Source organism: Nocardiopsis listeri, assembly GCF_020741345.1.
In the GTDB taxonomy this organism is placed as follows: Bacteria; Actinomycetota; Actinomycetes; order Streptosporangiales; family Streptosporangiaceae; genus Nocardiopsis; species Nocardiopsis listeri_A.
In genome coordinates this window covers 1-17,685 of record NZ_DYZD01000068.1, presented here as the reverse complement: position 1 = coordinate 17,685, position 17,685 = coordinate 1, and the positions used below count along the sequence as shown (strand labels likewise).

Here is a 17,685-nt window from a genome sequence, read left to right as displayed (position 1 = left end):
CCCGACACGGGGAAACGTGAAGGGGACCGGCCCGCGGGCCGGTCCCCTTCACGTTTCCCCGTGTCGGGGCGTGTACGTCGACTAACTCCGAACGTCGTCCATGACCGCGTCAGGGTCACGCCAGTTCGGGTGACCGAAGAACCTCTTGCTCTCGGCCACCACGACGGGGGACAGCAGGAGCAGCCCCACCAGGTTGGGCAGCGCCATCAGTCCGTTGGCGATGTCGCTGAACAGCCAAACGGAGTCGAGACTGGCGACCGAACCGATGAAGATGATGACGATGAAGACGAGTCGGTAGGGCAGGACCAGCTTGCGGCCGCCCAGGAACTCCACGCACCGCTCGCCGTAGTAGGCCCAACCGAGCAGGGTGCTGAAGGCGAAGACGGCCACGGAGGCCGCGACGATGTAGGCACCGGCCGCACCGAAACCGGGGCTGATGGCGCCCAGGCCTTCGGTCATGGCCTGCGACGTCAGCAGCGAACCGTCCTCGGCCTCGTCCCCCCGCCATACACCGGTCACGATGATGACCAGGCAGGTCATGCTCACCACGATGATGGTGTCGATGAAGGTCTGGGTCATGGAGACCATGGCCTGACGGACCGGCTCCTTGGTCTTGGCGGCGGCGGCTGCGATGCCACCGGTGCCCAGACCGGACTCGTTGGAGAAGATGCCGCGGGCGAAGCCCATCTGGATGGCGAGCATGACACCGGCACCCGCGAAACCGCCGACCGCGGAGGTTCCGGTGAAGGCATCGGTGAAGACCAGCTGGAACGCGGGCAGGAGCGCCTGCCAGTTGGCGATGAGTACGAGGAGGCAGATGCCGACGTAGCCGATGATCATGATCGGCACGAGGCCGGAGGCGACACGGCCGATGCTCTTGATGCCACCGAGGATGACCCCGCCGGAGAGGATCATCAGGACGAGGCCGATGACCCACGGCTGAAGCGGGGTGACGCTGCTGACCTGCTGGGCCACGGTGTTGGCCTGGGTGCCGTTACCGATGCCGAAGGCGGCGATGGCGCCGAAGACCGCGAAGGCGACGCCGAGGAAGGTGCCGAACCCGCCCTTGATCCCGTACTTGAGGTAGTACATCGGGCCGCCGCTCTGCTCGCCCTTGGCGTCGGTGCGACGGTACTTCACCCCCAGGAGGGCCTCGCTGTACTTGGTGGCCATACCGAAGATGCCGATGACCCACATCCAGAACAGCGCACCCGGGCCACCGACACCGATGGCCAGCGCGGCTCCCGCGATGTTGCCGACACCGACGGTGGCGGCGAGCGCGGTGCTCAGCGCCTGGTAGTGGGAGATGTCGCCCTCGACGGAGGAGTCCTCCTTGCGACGGACGAGGGCGAGCCAAAGCGCGTGCGGCAGCCTGAGCAACTGGAGAAGGCGCAGCCGGATGGTGAGGAAGACACCGACACCCAGCAACAACGGAATGAGGACGAAGGGTCCCCAGATGATGTCACTGACGATGCCGGCCATCTCAAGGAGTTGGTCCACAGGGGATCTCCCTTTCGGTGTGTGTGGGGCCGAGAGATCCGGGGGTGGAACAGAGGGACCGTTGTTCGCGGAGTCACATCGGCACAGTTGGGTGCATTTCGATATCGGCAAAGAATGACACTGACGCGTAACGAACGAATCACATGTGTTCGACATGAACGTTGCGCCGCGCCGGTGTCACCTCGGGTGCGTGGCGGACACCCGTCAGTCCGCCTTGTCGTCCTCGGCGTGGGCCAGCGCGAGCCGACTGAGCGCGGCGGCGGCCTCCTCCGGGTCCGCTCCCCCACCGACCGCCACACCCAGCAGGTAGGTGGTGAGCGGCGCCGCGGGACGGGCGACGGAGTGCGCGGCGTCCCGGGCCAGGTCGAGGATCCGGTCGACGTCGGCCTTCTGGAGCGGCTCGCTCCCGGACACTTCGAGCTCCTCGAACACCAGCCTCGCCCATTCCACTAGGGTCACCGCTCGACTCCTCAAAGGTGTGTCCTGCAACGTTCTCGGCGATCATGCCATCCCGGTGTCACGCGACGGCCAGACGACCGTACACGCCTCGTCACCGCCCCCTCCTCGAACCCACCCCCTTCCGACGGGGCGGGTTCGCCCGGGCGGCGACCCCGGTTCACGCTCCGAGCCTAGCGTCGGGAGCAGCGATATTCCGGCGTTGGGAGCCCGTTCGCATGTCCCCCGTCACCCCGTTCGTCGACACCTTCCCGAACACCCCACCGGACCTCCCCCTCCGGGTGGCCGTCGTGACCGAGTCGTTCCTGCCCCAGGTCAACGGGGTCACCAATTCCGTGTGCCGGGTACTGGAGCACCTGGCCGCCCGGGGCCACCGGGCCGTGGTGCTGGCGCCCGGTCGCGGACCCACCTCGTACGCCGGGTTCCCGGTCGTACGACTGCCCGCCGTTCCTCTGCCCGTGTACCGGGACTTCGCGGTCGGCCTGCCCCTACGGCGGACGATGGCCGCCGCCCTGCGCGCCTTCGCCCCCGACGTGGTCCACCTGGCCTCCCCCACCGTCTTCGGCGCCGCCGCCGTGGACGTGGCGCGACGTTGGGCGTTGCCGACCGTGGGCGTGTTCCAGACCGACCTTGCCGGTTTCGCCGGTCGGTACGGTCTGCCCGGGACCGAGGCGCTCTGGTCGTTGCTGCACCGGGTCCACTCCTCGGTGGACCGCACCCTGGTGCCCTCCTCCGCCACGATGGAGGCGTTGTCGGACCGCGGGTTCCCCCGGTTGGCCCTGTGGCGTCGCGGGGTGGACATCGACCGCTTCCGCCCCGACCACCGTTCCGAGGGGTTGCGGCACCGTCTGGCCCCGAACGGAGAGACGCTCGTGGGGTACGTGGGCCGGTTGTCCAAGGACAAGCGCGTGGAGTTGCTGGGGCACCTGGCGCGCCTGCGCAACGTCCGGATCGTGGTGGTCGGGGACGGCCCCGACCGGGCCCGGCTGCGCCGGATGCTGCCCGACGCCATCTTCACCGGTCAGCGCACCGGTCGGGACCTGTCCCGGTTGTACGCGGCGCTGGACGTGTTCGTGCACACCGGGGCCGACGAGACCTTCTGCCAGACCGTCCAGGAGGCGCTGGCGTCCGGGGTGCCGGTGGTGGCCCCCGCCGCGGGCGGCCCGCTGGACCTGGTCACCGACGAGCACAACGGGCTGCTGTTCGCCCCCGACTCCACGCGCGAGCTGAAGGTGGCGGTGGGCCGGCTGGCGCACAACCTGCGGGTGCGCGAGCCGATGCGTGCCGCCGCCCGGCCCTCGGTGGAGCACCGCACCTGGGCCGCGGTCAACGCCGACCTCGTCGCGCACTACCGATCGGTGATCGCCCCCAGTCGGGAGCTGGCTGCCCGGTCGGCTCAGCCGCAGAAGGCCTGAGCCGACGACGGCCGTGGCCCCACCGTGCCGACGGCCCCGCGGTCCCGCGGTCCCGCGGTCCCGCGGACCCCGAACATGGCGACGGGCCCCTCCCCGGGAGAGATGTGGGGAGGGACCCGTCGGTTGTGTCCGCCGCGCCCCCTTAAAACGAGGCGGCCACAAGCTGTGGGGATCGGGTCAGTTCACCGACCGAGCGACCTCGCGTCGCACCGGGATGACCGTGGCGGGGTGGGCCGGGCCCTTGTCCAGCAGACCGCCGAGCACCTCGGTGAGTCGGTCCAGGTGGGCGCGGATCCACGGCAGCGCCAGCGGGTCGTGTGCGGACAGTGCCGCGTAGCGCCGCTCCTCGGAGTCTCCGTAGAGCAGGCTGGTGGCCACCCGCATGCGCAGGGTGTCGGGGCTTTCTCCGAACTCCACCGCGGGCAGGACGCCCATGCCGTACTTCTCCAGCAGCAGTCCGGTCAGTTCGGGCCCGGTCGTGACCCCGTGCAGGGCCCGCAGGTGTTCCCGGACCGGCTCGAAGTCCGGGTACAGGTAGAAGGCGGCGCTGGGCGCGGCGACGTTCGCACCGGCCGCGACGAAGATGTCGGTGACGGCTCGGGCGACGATGCCGTGCAGACGGCGGCTGCGGTCGATGTGGTCGATGAGTTCGGTCGGCTCGGCGAAGGCGTGCGAGGCGGCCTCCTGCACCGGCGCCGCCGGGCTGGACCAGATCTCGCTGGCCACGCCCAGGAGTCCGCCGCGCAGTCGGTGACCGATCTGGGAGTCGGGCAGGCGCAGGACGCCGATCCGCCAGCCGCCCAGGGCCAGGTTCTTGCTCAGGCCGGTGGAGATGACGGTGCGCTCGGGCGCGAACTCGGCGGGGCTGTGCACGACGGCACGGTCCTCACCGTCGGAGTCGAGGTGGACGAGGTCACGGTAGATCTCGTCGGAGATGACGATGAGGTCGAGCTCGCGGGCGACGTCGGCGAGCCTTCGGACCGTCTCGGCGTCGGCGACGGTCCCGGTCGGGTTGTCGGGGACGGTCACGACGACGGCGTTGACGGTGCGGCCCTGCTCGCGGGCGTCGGTCACGGCGGCGTGCAGCAGATCGGGCTGGGGTACGCCGCCCTGGCCGGTGGCGGTCGGCACCATGATCGGGCTCTGGCCGACCAGGCGGCTCTGCGCGGCGTAGCTGACCCAGCTGGGCGCGGCGATGGCGGTGTCACCGCCGATCTCCAGAAGAAGGCTGTAGAGCAGGGGCTTGCTGCCGGGACCCGCGATGACCAGGTCCGGGTCGGTGGCCAGACCTCGACGGTTCCAGTAGCCGGCGGCCGCCTCGCGCAGTGCCACCGATCCTGCGACCGGCCCGTAGGCGTTGGCACCGTTCCCCGCGGAGAGGTGGTCTCGCATGACGGGGTGCACCGGAAGGCCGGCCTCACCGAAGCCGAGTGGAAGCACGCGCACCCCCTGGCGACGCTTCTCGTTCAGGGCTTCGTTGACGGCGAGAGTGGCGGACACAGTGACGGTCATGGACGACTCATCTCCGGGATGGGCGTTAGGCGCTGGGTCAGCTCCTGAGCTGGTGATCCGCTCTTCGTCTGACCTCTTCTGTCGTCCAGCCTGCCCACGAATCGCCATCAGTACAAGCGCGGCTTTTTGATGCTGAGCGTAAGATGTCCTTATGCTCGATCTCCATCGCCTGCAGTTGCTCCGTGAGTTCAGCGTTCGTGGCACGATCGTCGCCACCGCGAACGCCCTCGGTTACACCCCCTCGGCGGTGTCGCAGCAACTGACCACACTCGAACGGGAGACGGGCGTGGCCTTGCTGGACCGTTCCCCTCGTGGGGCGGAGCTGACCGATGCCGGCCGGCTGCTGGTGACCCAGGCCGAGGAGATCCTGGCGATGGTCGAGGCGGCCGAGTCGGTCCTGGCCGAACAGGCGGACGTGGCCCTGGGCGTGGTCACCGTCACGGCCTTCCCGACCGCCGCGGTGGCGTTCGCGCCCGAGTTGGCGCCGCCGTTGCGCCGACACCAGGGCATGCAGTTGGTGCTGCGACAGACATTGCTCTCCACCGGAACGCAGAAGGTGCGTTCCCGAGAGGTCGACATCGCGATCGTCGACGACTGGACCGGCAGGCACCCGGGCCGGGGAGCGGACAGCGGGCTGCGCCACGTCCACCTGTTGCGGGACCCGATGGTGTTGGCGGTCCCGGAGGACCACCGGCTGGCGGAGCCCTCGTTCCCGCTGGTGTTGGACCGGCTGCTCAACGAGTCGTGGATCGTGGCGCCCGAGGGCGAGCGTTCGCGTTACGGCACGGACAAGCTGTTCGAGGACGCGGGCGGTCTGCCCGCCGCCACCTGGGAGTTCGAGGGTCTGGGCACGATCCTGAGCCTGGTGTCGAGGGGGATCGGCATCGCCGCGGTTCCGGCGCTCGCGATGGTGGGCGCTCCGGCGGGGCTGGTCTACCGGAAGTTGCCCTCACCCCCGGCCCGGCACGTGTACGCGGTGCTGCGACCGGCGTCGCTGCGCAGGCCCGCGGTGCGGGTGACCCTGGACGCCCTACGGCAGGCGGCCCGCAGCGTGGAGGGCGAGATCGACCCGCTCACCACCGACGACGAGCCCACCACGTGATTCGGGGTCGGAGGCCGGCCGGGCCCTTACACGTCGAACGCGACACGTGGCGGGCGTGTCGCGTTCATCGGTCCGGTATCGGGTTCCGTGGCCTCATGCGCCGTTCGCTCTTCGGCGCATCTTGTCGATCTTGCGTCGGATCCGACGACAGACGTGTCGGGCCCGGTCACGGTCGTCGCGAGCGTTCCACCAGCGCGCGTAGGCTTCCAGTCTTCTCTTGCGCAGGGACTCCAGCTCCGCCTCCATCCGGTTCACCCGGTGCTCCAGGTCGATCCGTTCACGTTCGAACGCCGACATGTCGCGCTCATGGAACCCCGCCTCCCGTTCTGCGCTGAGCAGACGATCGGTGAGGCCCTCGGTCGCGTTACCGCCCTTGGCGATCCGGCCGAGGCTTGCCTGTCCGCTGATGCCTTCGAACCACACAACCACTTGTGTTTCCTGTATCGCCCGAACATCACCGTTGGCTACGCAAAGAATGCGGAAAGTGGCATTGGACGCTTTTGTCGCTTTTGCCAGTCTGCGTCCGACGGGCATCGGTCGCTCAGGCGACCAGGGAGCGCTCCCCCGGCCAGACCGCCGTCCCCCACTCGCGGAGCCTCCCGTACACCCTCTCGAACCGCTCCAACGACCGGTGGTGGTCGTGTTCCAAGGCGACCTCCCGGCTCGCCTCCCCCAACTTCTCCCGGTCCGGGCCGAGCACGGTGAGCAGTCTTTCCGCCAGCGCCGCGTCGTCCCCCGGCGGGAACAGGTACCCGTTGCGCCCCTCCGACACCAGGTGCGGCAGGGCCATCGCGTCGGCCGCCACCACCGGCAGCCCCGTCGACATCGCCTCCAACGTCGCGATGCTCTGCAGCTCGGCCACGCCCGCGATCGCGAAGGCGTCACCGGCCGCGTACACCGACGGCAGATCCTCGTCCGGCACGAACCCCAGGAAGAACACGCGGTCGGCCACGCCGAGCCGGGCCGCCAACGCCCTCAGCTCACCCTCGCGTTGTCCGGTACCGGCCAGCGCCAACTGCACGTCCCGCTCCGGCACGATCCTGGCCAGGGCCCGGATCGTCTCGTCGATCCGCTTCTCCTCGTCCAGACGCCCCACGAACACCACCGTGTCGCGGTCGGGCAACCCGAACCGGGCACGCGGTCCGGACCGATCCGAGCACGGGTGGAAACGCTCCAGGTCGATCCCGCAGGAGATCGCCTCGACGTCGCGGGCGAACCCCTTCTCCCGCAGCAGCGCCGCCGCGCGCGGGGTCGGCGTGGTCACGTGGTCGGCCTCCATCGCCACCCGCACCATGTCCCGCCAGGCGGCGGCCCCCGCGGCCCGCTGCATCGACCGTGGCACTCGGGCGTGCGCGTACAGGTTGTCCGGCATGAAGTGGTTGGTGAGCACCACCGGCACGGCCATCGAACGCGCCCGCCGAAGCGCCGAACGACTCAGCGTGAAGTGGCTCTGGACATGGACGACGTCGGGGCCCAAGCGCCGCAGGATCCGGGCGATGTGCCCGCCCATCCCCAAGGGCAGGGCCGCCCGCATGTCCGGTTGGAAGGGGATCGGGGCCGACCTGAGTCTGTGTTCGGTGACCCTCCCGTTCACCGTCACGTACGGCTCGCCCTCCTCGGAGGGGCACACCACGTGCACACGGTGTCCCCGCTCGGCCAGCCCCTCCGCCAGACGGCGGGTGAAGTACCCGGCGCCGTTGACGTCGGGCGGGTAGGTGTCCGACGCGATGAGCACGTTCAGTGGACGCTCGGTGTGGAACATGGTGGGAACTCCTTCGTTCGACGTGGCGATGCTCGCGACGGTCGGCGATGGTTCAGCGGGACCGGCCCTGAGCGGTGGTGGTCGTGGGAACGCGGGGATCGGCCTCCGGGTTCCGGTGTCGGGAACGGGCCAGGATCACCGTGCCCAGGACCGCCAGGACGGCGAAGATCGCGGCCGCGGTGGCCGTCGTCGGGGTGTCGGGCACCCCTTCTCCCAAAAGCAGGACCCCGATGCCCACCCCGACCACCGGGTCGGCGATGAGCAGGGTCGCGTAGGCGGCGGCGAAGTGACCGGTGCGGTAGGCGTTCTGCAACAGCAGGGCGCCGAACACCGCGGTGACCACGGCCAACAGCGTCAGCCAGCTGAACAGGTGGATCGGGTCGGCCATGGTGTTGGCCGTGACCACCCGGGCCAGTCCGGAGGTGGTGCCGAGCGCCGCTCCGCCGGCCAGGGCGAGTGCGAGCGCACGTGCGTTGCTGGGCATCCACTGGGCGGTGACGTACACGAGGGCGCCCGACCCGATGACGATCCCGGCCAGCCACAGGGCGGTCCCGGTCGACATCACGGGGATCCGACCGCCATGCGGGAACAGCCACAGGACACCGACCAGACCCACCATGACGGCGGTCCCGGCGAGGATCTGTGAGAGGCGCACCCGTTGCCGGTTGAACAACGCCGACAGCACGATGGCGAACAACAGGCCCGTCACGCCGATGGGCTGGATGATGGTCAGGGGCGCCCCGCTGAGGGCGATCAGGTGCAGTGTCGCGCCCAGCACTGCCGCCCCACTGCCCAGTAGCCAGCGTGGTTGGCGCAGCAGGTGCAGGAGGAAACCCGCGCGGGCGACCCGCCCTCCGGGGGCCCGAACGGCGTCACGCTCCTGCATCGCCGAGCCGAACGCCAGACTGAACGCGCCCGCCACCGCGATCGACACGGACCAGATCATCAGCGGCTCCGGCCCGGTCGGCTCCGAACGTCACCGTGCGTCCCAGGTGTCATCGACGGCATCCCCGTCTCCTCCGGCACTGTGTTCTCCATCCGTGTCCGCTGTGGGAACCGGATACGTTCACGACGGTACGGAACGGGGGCGTCGCCTGGCGATAAGGACGACCCCCGTCTTCGAGGTAGTGCCGGCCCTCCTCTCATATGGGTGCGACCCCCACCTTCGGGTGCCCGCGGGCCTTGTCGTTCCGGCGATGCGTTCATCGACCCCCTCGTCCCTACGTCTGCCGCAATTGCCCGTGCCCTAAGAGTCCCCACGGGTCAAAAGTCGGTATGGGGTGGTCGCCACCGCATCATTTGCAGGACCTTTCGACGTCGAACCCTTGGGAGACGGTGAGGATCCGTGACAAGATGTCGGATAGTGGTCTAGACCGGATAGGAGCAGTGCCTCGTGCCTGACAACCCCCGCAACTCCCCCGTCTCCCTTCTCCCCCGTCCCGTTGAGGTCACCACCGACGGTTCGGAGGGCCTGGTGCTCGACACCGACACACGCATCTCCGCGGACCAGGCCGCCGGCCCGACCCTGACCTGGCTGCGGCGAGAACTCGGCACCGCGACCGGGCTCCCCCTGTGCGTCGGCCACGAGCAGGACGCGCGGATCCGACTGAGCGTGGACCCCACCGCCGGTCTGGGAGAGGAGGGCTACCGGCTGATCGTGGACGCCGAGGGCGCCATCGTCGTCGGCCACGACCCCGCCGGTGTCTTCTACGGAGCGCAGACCCTGCGCCAGCTCCTGCCCGTCGACGCCTACCGCGACGCACCCGTGGGCGAGGCCACCGGCCGATGGAGATTGCCCTCCGTGCGTGTCACCGACTCCCCCCGTTTCCGCTGGCGCGGGGCCATGCTCGACATCGCCCGGCACTTCCAGCCCAAGCGCGAGATCCTCCGGTTCATCGACCTCCTCGCGATGCACAAGCTCAACGTGCTGCACCTGCACCTGACCGACGACCAGGGCTGGCGGGTCGAGATCCGCCGCTACCCGAAGCTGACCGAGAAGGGCTCCTGGCGGACCGAGAGCCAGGTCGGCGCGAGCAGGCCACCGGTGTTCGACGGACGCCCGCACGGCGGCTTCCTCACCCAGGACGACGTCCGCGAGATCGTCGCCTACGCCGCCGAGCGGCACATCACGGTGGTCCCGGAGATCGACGTGCCCGGCCACTCCCAGGCCGCCATCCACGCCTACCCCGAGCTCGGCGAGGTCGGCGAGATCCCGGTGGGGACCCGATGGGGCATCTTCGACGAGGTACTGGCCGTCACCGACCACGTGATCGAGTTCTACAAGAACGTCTTCGACGAGCTCATCGAACTGTTCCCGAGCCCCTACATCCACGTGGGCGGGGACGAGTGCCCCAAGACCCAGTGGAAGAACAGCGAGTCCGCCCAGCGACGCATCCGCGAGGAGGGGCTGGCCGACGAGGACGAGCTGCAGAGCTGGTTCATCCGACAGCTCGACGCCCACCTCACCGAACGTGGCCGTCGCCTGCTGGGCTGGGACGAGATCCTCGAAGGAGGGCTCGCGCCGGGTGCGACGGTGCTCTCCTGGCGGGGCGAGGAGGGCGGTGTCGCCGCCGCCCGCTCCGGACACGACGTCGTCATGGCCCCCACCGCCACCTCCTACCTGGACTACAGGCAGTCCGAGAGCCCCGACGAACCGGTGCCGGTGGGCACCCTGCTTCGGGTGGAGGACGTGTACGCGGGCGACCCGGTGCCCGCCGACCTCACCGAGAGGGAGGCCGAGCACGTCCTGGGCGCCCAGGTGAATCTGTGGACCGAACACATCGACACGCCCAGGCGTCTGGACTACATGGTCTTCCCCCGCCTGTCGGCGTTCGCCGAGAAGGTGTGGTCGACCAACGAACGCGACTACGCCGAGTTCGAGCCGCGCCTGCTGCACCACCTCGGCCGCCTGGACGCCGCGGGTGTGGAGTACCGCCCGATGGACGGCCCCCGCCCCTGGCACGGCCGCCCGGGCGTCCAGGGCTGGGGCTGACGGGTTCTTCGTGAGGCTCTCGCACCGGCCGGTGCGAGAGCCTCACGGAACGGCCTCGAAACCCCACATCCCCCCGGATCCCGTTGCATGTACCACCAGGGACTTCCCGTCCGGGTCCCGTCCCCGCGCCACGGGGGTCGCCCGTTCGGGACCGGAGAGGGTTCCGTAAGAGAAGTCGAGCCGCGAGCGAGGCACGAGCGGCAGGCGTGGACGACGGATGAAGGATCCCTCTGCGAAGGCCCCGAACACGGGCCGAAGCGCCGGCGGAGGCCCCTAGAAGTAGGTGGCGGTCGCGTCGACCACACGGTCGTCGTCATCGACCACCGGAATCACCTGCCATCGGTCGAAGGCCGTGCAGGGGTGGGAGATACCGAAGGAGAACAGGTCGCCCGGGCGTACGCCCAGCCCGTCCGGAACCCTCAGGTAGGCGTGGTGGTCGTTGAGGTCGAACACCTCCACCCCCTCCGCCGGGACCACGGTGCCGTCGGCCCGGCGCAGCACCCGCGGGATCGGGAACCCCTGGTCGTGGTTGGCCTCCCGGCGACCCATGCCGGCGATGGCCAGCCCCTCCTCCGGGGTCGAGGTGACCTGCGCCCACAGTTCGAGGGCGCCTGAGAGGGTCTCGGGCCCGTCGGGAAGCCGGTTGTAGGGCGTGGTGCGCAGGTACAGGCCGTCGTCGTGGGCGACGTAGGCGCCGCTGCGCAGGATCGGCAGGACGTCCTCGCGCCCGCCCAGCGCCTCGGCGACCAGATCGAACCAGGCGCTGCCGCCCACCGAAAGCACCGGACGCTCCGGCCCGTCTTCGCCGGTCAGAGCGGCGGCGTCACCGAGGAGGTCGTCGAGGAAGCCCCGCACGTCCGCGGCCTCGCCCAACGGTCCCTCGTAACCGGCGACCCCGGCCACCTCCAGCCCCGGAGCGCCGGCCACCTCCCGGGCGACGGCCAGCACCTCCTCTCGGGTCCGGCAGCCGGTGCGGCCACCCGGGACGCCGCGCTCGATCAACACCCGAAGCGGTCGTGCGCCCTCACGAGGCGTGCCGTGCGGAGCGACGGCCTGGGAGGCGACGGCGACGCCCTCCGGGGAGTCGACGTAGAAGAGGAACTCGAAGTCGGGGTCGGAGTCGAGCTCGGCGGCCGCCCAGCGCAGTGTCTTCGCGTCGAGCAGTTCGTTGGCGAGCAGGATCCGGCGCACCCCGAAGCGGCGAAAGACCAGCACCTGGTTCGCGGTGGCGGCGGTGATCCCCCACGCGCCCGCGTCGAGCTGGCGCCGGGTGATCAGGGGCGACATGGCGGTCTTGCCGTGCGGAGCGAAGAGCAGCCCGCGGTCGCGGGTGAAGTCGGCGAGCGCGGCGACGTTGCGCTCCAGGGCCGAGGCGCGCAGCACCATCAGCGGCCAGGTGAACGGACCGTCGAAGAGATGGTCCTTGCGGGCGACGAACTCGTCGAGGGTGACGGGTTCCCCCGGCCACCACAGGCCCTTGGTGCGCCAGTCGACGTACTCGGTGGGGATGGTCAGCCGTTCACTCACGTGGTCTCCGCTCCGTGGCCGGGTCCGGTGTCGGACGGCGAACACCGTCCGACACCGGAGGTTTCGTCACCGATCATCCCATCGGCGACCCCTCCCAGGAAGGTTCAGGACACGACCTCCACGGACTCTTCGGAGACTTCGGGCTCCTTGTCGACGGCCGGGTCGACGCGGCCCTCCAGGAACTCCGCGATGGCCCGCTGCCCGATCTCGGGGAAGTCGGTGATGAAACCGTCCACACCCATCTCCAGGACGCGCCGCATCCCGTCGGCCTCGTTGATCGTGTACGGCATGATCTCCAGACCGGCGTCCTGGACTGCCGCGACGTAGTCGGCGTCGATGGAGTTGTGGTTGGGGTTGATCATCTGCGCCCAGTCGTAGTCGACGATCCGGTCCTTGGGGACCTGGCCGAGCAGTCCGTGCGGCACGGAAGGCAGCAGGCTCTTGGAGTACTCGGTGGACTCCCAGTCGAAGCTCTGGACGACGAGTCGGTGGGGTTCACCGGGCGCGTTGGGCACCAGCCAGTGCGGGCTGCGCGCCAGTTCGACGGAGATCTGGTGCTCGATCCCCGGGTACAAAGAGGGTTCCTTGACCTCGAGGAGCAGGTTCATGTCGTGTTCCTGGAGCCGGTCGAGGGCCTCGCGCAGGGTCGGGACGGGTTCACCGGCGAACTCCTCGTCGAAGGAGGAACCGGCGTCGAGGCGCTCGATCTCCTCCAGGGTGAAGTCGCCGACGTCGTAGGGCGCCCGGTCGGGGAACACCTCGGCGACGTCGGTGGTGCGCTCCAACGTCGTGTCGTGCATGAGCACGATCTCCTCGTCCGAGGTGAGCTGGACGTCGATCTCCACGGTCTCCGCGCCGAGCCGGTGTCCCTCGTCGATGGCGGCGAGGGTGTTCTCCGGCGCGGTGCCGGCCGCTCCTCGGTGGGAGACGGCGATGAGCGGGCGCGTCGGCGCCGTCTGCTGTGGTGGGGTGGCCGCGCTCTGGTGGACGCGCTGTACTTCGATCGGCTCGTGATCGCTTCCCACGAGCGCGGACGGGGCCGCGAGCGCCGGGCTCGCGAGGACGGACATCGAGAACGTGACTGCTCCGACAACGAAACCGATGCGCTGATGCACCGGGCCTCCCATGTACGCGTGGATTGGCCGACTGCCCACCCAGGGTGAGCGCGCATGGTGACCGAAAGGTGACCATGCGCGAAGCAGTCGGTGATCCGCGGCCCATCTTCTGGTGGACTGCACCAGCCGACCGACGAATCTCGCCCTATGGATGCATTTGGCCACTTCATGTCCGATTTTTGACCATGAATGCCCTCGATAACCACCGAGAGTCCTGAAAGCATCACAGGTAGTAGTCGACGGGAAGGAACTCTCATGCGCAAGCACCACGCGAGGTGGGTCGCGCTGTTCAGTGCCGCCGCCATCTCCACGTCGGGTCTGGTGGGCCTCGCCGGGCCCGCCGCGGCGGACGACAAGGAAACCGAGGCGCTCAGCTGGCCCGTGGTCAGCCAGGGGGTCTCCTCCTACAGCCTCGACGGGCACCAGATCGCCTACCTGCCACCGGGCCTGGACCGGTACGGGATCAACGCCGATTCCACGACCGACCGCCGGGGCAACAGCCGCTCCCAGCTCTCGTGGATCCAGGGTCCCGACCAGCTCTACGGCCGGGTCGCGGTCCTGCGTTCGGAGAACCTCCAGGAACTCGACGACATCAGGGGCAGCCGGTACAGCCACCTCGCGGATTCGAGCCTGCAGGAGCTCCCCGAGAGTGAGGAGTTCGAGCACGGCGCCTACCTTTCCGAGGAGACCGGCGACCTGTTCTGGCTCGCGAGCCCGGGTGTGGCGATCACCACGCATCTCCAGCCCGACCGCTGGGAGAGCGGCGAGCTGATCCGCATGGCCGAGTCGATCTCGGAGGCGACGGATCCGGAGGCCGAAGAGGCCGAAGCCGAGGAGGCTCCGGAAGACGAGACCCCGGAAGACGAGACCCCCTCGGATGAAGCCCCTGAGGACGAGGCGCCGGAGGACGAGGCCCCCGAGGACGAGACGCCGGCAGAGGAAGCTCCCGAGGGAGAGGCCCCTGCAGAGGACGCCCCCGCCGACGAGGACACTCCCGCGGAGACCCCGGAGAACGACGTGACCCCGGAGGCGCCCGCGGAGGAGGCCCCCGAGGAGGACACCACCGACGAGGGGTCCACCGAGGAAGAGGGCGCCGAGGAGGAAGGCGCCACCGAAGAGGCCCCGGTCGACGAGGTCTCCGACGAGGCCCCCGCCGAGGACGCGGAAGAGGTCCAGGAGGCCGACCTGCCCGAGGCCCCCACCTCCCGCGAGGTCAAGACCTGCCTGGTCGAGCACTTCGTGGACTTCGAGTCCGCCTCCACCGACCTGGACCAGGAGCAGATGGCCCCGGGCAGCCAGGAGTTCGTCGAGCAGGCCGTGAGCGAGGGCGACCTCGACGACGCCGAACTCGACCGCCTGCTGGCCACCGTCTGGTACTACGGCGACGAGACCGACAAGGTCGCCGCGATCGATGACTGCGTCGAGAACCTCGGCATGGAGCAGGACGAGGTCGAGGACGCGGTCGCCGAGGTCGCGGACCTGATCGGCGATCTGGTCGAGGAGGCCAACGAGGCCATGGCCGAAGCGGTGGACGAGGCCGAGCAGGCCTCCTCCGAGGCGCCCGACGCCGCCGACGTCGACGCGGCCTCCGTCGAGGTCGAGGACCCGGTCGACGCCGAGGAGTGGGAGGAGCTGTGGAACTCCCTGCCGTGGAGCATCCCCGGCGAGAACTCCTGACGGAGCGCGCCCTGAGTAGGGCGGCGCGCGACGGGCGGGGCTGAGGCTCCCCGCCACATCCACGACCCGGGGCCGGTGCCCGCATCCACCGGCCCCGGGTTCTTTTTCGGCCCGTACATATCCTGGACAGAATCGGGGCCAAACCAGGACACCCCCTTTCCGCCCGCCTACCGCGACCCGCTCCCACCGGTCCACACCCCCGACGGAACCGTGGGGACGCCCCCGGCACCGTGCGTGTCACCTCGCTCACCCTGGGGCCATATCCCTTGTCGGGTTCCGGGAGAAGAGGGAAGGAAACCCGGAACCGAGGTCCTTGGGCCCGAATCACCCGAACACCCGACATTCGTGACCTGCCATGCTGTACCGTCGCCCACGTTCGATCGACGTCCCCACCCGATGCCACGACCCCCGTCGCGGCGCACGCCCCCGCCGTGCCCCACCCCGGCCCGGTCCCCCAGCCCCCGCCTTCCCATCCGCAGGAGGACGAACGCATGCCCGGATTCACCACACGACCCCAGCTACGCGGCGACTTCGGCATGGTCGCCTCCACCCACTGGCTGGCCAGCGCCGCCGGCATGTCCGTCCTCGAACGTGGTGGCAACGCCTTCGACGCGGCCGTCGCCACCGGCTTCACCCTGCAGGTCGTCGAGCCCCACCTGAACGGCCCGGGCGGCGAGGTCCCGGTGATCTTCCAGGCGGTGGGCGGCGCACCGCGCGTGCTGTGCGGCCAGGGCGTCTCCCCCGCCGCCGCGAGCATCGAGGCGTTCGCCGGCATGGATCGCATCCCCGGCAGCGGTGTCCTGGCCGCCACCGTCCCCGGCGCCTTCGACGCCTGGATGCTGCTGCTGCGCGACCACGGCACCATGTCGGTCCGCCAGGTCCTCGAACACGCCGTCGGCCTGGCCGAACGCGGGTACCCGGTCCTGCCGCGCATCGCGGCCGTGATCGAGAACCTGAGGCCGATCTTCACCGAGCACTGGGCGGGCTCGGCCGGCGTGTACCTGCCGCGCGGCATCGCCCCCGCAGCCGGTTCCCGGTTGCGCAACCCCGCTCTGGCCGCCACCTACCGGCGGATCGTCGAGGACGCCGAGGCGGCCGGTGGTGACCGTGAGGCACAGATCGAGACGGCCCGGCGCTCCTGGGCCCAGGGGTTCGTCGCCGAGGCCGTGGGCGCCTTCCTGTCCTCGCCCGTCCCCAACGGTCGCGGAGAGCCGGAACAGGGGCTGCTGACAGCCGCCGACATGGCCGGCTGGAGCGCCCACTACGAGGACACCGCCACCGTCACCCACGGCGCCCACACCGTGCACAAGACCGGGCCCTGGGGCCAGGGACCCGCCATGCTGCAACAGCTCCGGCTGGCCGAGGCGCTCGGTGTGGACACCGACCTGCGCCGGGACGGAGCCTTCGGCGCGGACGCCGGTGTCGACGCCGACTTCGTGCACCGGCTCACCGAGATCGCCAAGCTCGTCTTCGCCGACCGTGAGGCCTGGTACGGCGATCCCGACCACACCGACGTGCCCCTCAAGGAGCTCCTGAGCCCGGCCTACGCCGCCGAACGCGCCCGGATCATCGATGACGCCCGCGTCGCCATGGACCTGCGTCCTGGCGCGCCCGGTGGCCGTTCCCCCTTCGTCGCACCGCTGTTCCTGGCCGACGACACCCCGGGCGACCGCACCACCGGGGAGCCGACGGTACGCAACGCCCCCGGCGTCTCCCCCTCCGACCAGCGCGGGGACACCTGCCACCTCGACGTCGTGGACGCCGACGGGAACATGGTCTCGGCGACACCGAGCGGTGGTTGGCTGAGCAGCTCCCCCGTCATCCCCGGTCTCGGCTTCCCGTTGGGCACCCGCGGGCAGATGTTCTGGCTCGACCCGGCCTCGCCCAACGCGCTCGCCCCGCGCAGGCGTCCCCGCACCACCCTGTCGCCCACCCTGGTCACCAGGGATGACGGGCAGGCGGTGCTGGCCATCGGCACACCCGGAGGCGACCAACAGGACCAGTGGACGACCACCGCGCTGATGCGGATCCTCAACGGGACCTCCGACCTGCAGGAGGCCCTGGACACCCCGATGTTCCACACCAACGCCTTCCCCAGCTCCTTCCACCCGAGGGAGACGCTGCCCGGCGACCTGGTGGTCGAGCCGGGTGTGGGCCAAGGGACCATCGAAGAACTGCGCCGACGCGGCCACACGGTGAAGGTCGCGGAGCCGTGGTCGCTGGGCCGGCTCGCGGCCGTCGCGCGCGACCCCGAGACCGGTGAGCTGCGCGCCGCCGCCGACGCCCGAGGTGGCCAGGGGTACGCCGCCGGGCGTTGATCGCCTGGTCGGAAGGGGCCGGATCGCGCCGATCCGGCCCGGAGACCACCCCTGACATCGAAGGCAGACGAAAGCGTACGGAACCCGCACGCGACTGGACGGGAGGGGACTTAGGGCACCGTTGCACCAACATGCACGCCTTGATCCGACCTCTTGCCAAATCGACCGGTCACTGCTTACCTAGACCTTGTGCGGGGTGCGCTCCCGGACGATCGGTCGAGTGCGCCGCGACAACTCCATACCACCCGACAGGGTCGGCTTCGCTGTCTCCCCCTCCCTCAGCGACGGCCCTGTTCCCCCTCCAGACCG

13 protein-coding genes are annotated in these 17,685 nt (G+C 70.1%); 5 read left to right on the top strand and 8 right to left on the bottom strand.

Features of this window, described 5'->3' with window-relative positions; translation table 11 throughout:
- Positions 1–81: 81 nt before the first annotated feature.
- Positions 82–1,500 carry a sodium:alanine symporter family protein gene (locus K8V84_RS04475; RefSeq protein ID WP_304070756.1) on the bottom strand — a complete coding sequence of 473 codons (1,419 nt, stop codon included), beginning with the start codon at positions 1,498–1,500 and terminating at the stop codon, positions 82–84.
- Between the two features lie 204 nt (positions 1,501–1,704).
- A complete protein-coding gene (locus K8V84_RS04470) occupies positions 1,705–1,959 on the bottom strand; it encodes a DUF6457 domain-containing protein (protein ID WP_304070753.1) in 255 nt (84 codons plus the stop codon).
- 215 nt (positions 1,960–2,174) lie between these two features.
- Here K8V84_RS04470 and K8V84_RS04465 point away from each other — a divergent pair, with 215 nt between their 5' ends.
- Complete coding sequence (locus tag K8V84_RS04465; RefSeq protein ID WP_304070750.1) at positions 2,175–3,371, top strand: glycosyltransferase family 1 protein; 1,197 nt, start codon at positions 2,175–2,177, stop codon at positions 3,369–3,371.
- A gap of 177 nt (positions 3,372–3,548) precedes the next feature.
- On the opposite strand, the gene K8V84_RS04460 is transcribed toward K8V84_RS04465, so the two are convergent.
- Positions 3,549–4,883, bottom strand: a complete 1,335-nt coding sequence (locus K8V84_RS04460; protein ID WP_304070746.1) for a pyridoxal phosphate-dependent aminotransferase — start codon at positions 4,881–4,883, stop codon at positions 3,549–3,551.
- A gap of 151 nt (positions 4,884–5,034) precedes the next feature.
- Here K8V84_RS04460 and K8V84_RS04455 point away from each other — a divergent pair, with 151 nt between their 5' ends.
- Positions 5,035–5,985: a LysR family transcriptional regulator gene (locus tag K8V84_RS04455; protein ID WP_304070743.1), complete on the top strand. Its 951-nt coding sequence runs from the start codon at positions 5,035–5,037 to the stop codon at positions 5,983–5,985.
- Positions 5,986–6,078: 93 nt separating this feature from the next.
- Here the strand turns inward: K8V84_RS04455 and K8V84_RS04450 are convergent, their stop codons facing one another.
- The 3 genes from K8V84_RS04450 to K8V84_RS04440 all read right to left on the bottom strand — a co-directional run bounded on the left by K8V84_RS04450 (position 6,079) and on the right by K8V84_RS04440 (position 8,693).
- The gene (locus K8V84_RS04450; protein WP_304070758.1) at positions 6,079–6,408 is read right to left on the bottom strand and encodes a hypothetical protein; all 330 of its coding nucleotides are present in this window, start codon (positions 6,406–6,408) and stop codon (positions 6,079–6,081) included.
- A 118-nt stretch (positions 6,409–6,526) separates the two neighbouring features.
- Positions 6,527–7,747 carry a glycosyltransferase gene (locus tag K8V84_RS04445; protein WP_304070740.1) on the bottom strand — a complete coding sequence of 407 codons (1,221 nt, stop codon included), beginning with the start codon at positions 7,745–7,747 and terminating at the stop codon, positions 6,527–6,529.
- Between the two features lie 52 nt (positions 7,748–7,799).
- Positions 7,800–8,693, bottom strand: coding sequence for a DMT family transporter (locus K8V84_RS04440; RefSeq protein ID WP_304070737.1), 894 nt, complete (start codon positions 8,691–8,693; stop codon positions 7,800–7,802).
- A gap of 447 nt (positions 8,694–9,140) precedes the next feature.
- On the opposite strand from K8V84_RS04440, the gene K8V84_RS04435 reads away from it, so the two are divergent.
- Positions 9,141–10,739 carry a beta-N-acetylhexosaminidase gene (locus tag K8V84_RS04435; RefSeq protein ID WP_304070735.1) on the top strand — a complete coding sequence of 533 codons (1,599 nt, stop codon included), beginning with the start codon at positions 9,141–9,143 and terminating at the stop codon, positions 10,737–10,739.
- A 273-nt stretch (positions 10,740–11,012) separates the two neighbouring features.
- On the opposite strand, the gene K8V84_RS04430 is transcribed toward K8V84_RS04435, so the two are convergent.
- Positions 11,013–12,266 carry an alanine racemase gene (locus K8V84_RS04430; protein ID WP_304070732.1) on the bottom strand — a complete coding sequence of 418 codons (1,254 nt, stop codon included), beginning with the start codon at positions 12,264–12,266 and terminating at the stop codon, positions 11,013–11,015.
- Between the two features lie 104 nt (positions 12,267–12,370).
- Positions 12,371–13,336: a glycerophosphodiester phosphodiesterase family protein gene (locus K8V84_RS04425; protein ID WP_304070730.1), complete on the bottom strand. Its 966-nt coding sequence runs from the start codon at positions 13,334–13,336 to the stop codon at positions 12,371–12,373.
- 300 nt (positions 13,337–13,636) lie between these two features.
- Here K8V84_RS04425 and K8V84_RS04420 point away from each other — a divergent pair, with 300 nt between their 5' ends.
- Together K8V84_RS04420 and K8V84_RS04415 are read left to right on the top strand one after the other, a co-directional pair.
- Positions 13,637–15,058: a hypothetical protein gene (locus K8V84_RS04420; protein ID WP_304070728.1), complete on the top strand. Its 1,422-nt coding sequence runs from the start codon at positions 13,637–13,639 to the stop codon at positions 15,056–15,058.
- A 491-nt stretch (positions 15,059–15,549) separates the two neighbouring features.
- Positions 15,550–17,376, top strand: a complete 1,827-nt coding sequence (locus K8V84_RS04415) for a gamma-glutamyltransferase family protein (protein WP_304070726.1) — start codon at positions 15,550–15,552, stop codon at positions 17,374–17,376.
- The last annotated feature ends 309 nt before the right edge of the window (positions 17,377–17,685 follow it).